At 75.5% G+C, this 265-nt stretch carries 1 protein-coding gene; it reads right to left on the bottom strand.

Going from position 1 to position 265, the window contains the following annotated elements; all coding sequences use genetic code 11:
- Positions 1-265: hypothetical protein (locus J0695_RS40920; RefSeq protein ID WP_206969870.1), on the bottom strand; the 265-nt coding region annotated here is incomplete at both ends.

Raw genomic sequence — 265 nt, 5'->3', positions numbered from 1 at the left:
CCCCGCCGGGCTCCCACGCGGCGCCCAACAGCCGTACTGCTGCCGGGAGTTCACCGGAGCGCAGCCGCTCCGTCGCCCCGGCACCCGGGTAGGCCGCGCGACGCCGCCAGGGCAGGCCACGTACCGCGAAAGCCCCCTTCCCGTGCTCCTGCTCGAAGGTCAGGGCCCCCATGAGCTCGGCCGTCCGCCCCTCCCGCACCAGCCGCCACTTGATCCGCAGATCCACCGGCAGAGCGTCCGCTACGGACGGATCGGCGGCCCCGAG

Source organism: Streptomyces beijiangensis (assembly GCF_017315755.1).
Taxonomy (GTDB): Bacteria; Actinomycetota; Actinomycetes; order Streptomycetales; family Streptomycetaceae; genus Streptomyces; species Streptomyces beijiangensis.
Note: the sequence above shows the minus strand (reverse complement) of the source record. Positions and strands in the feature narration are given on the sequence as shown.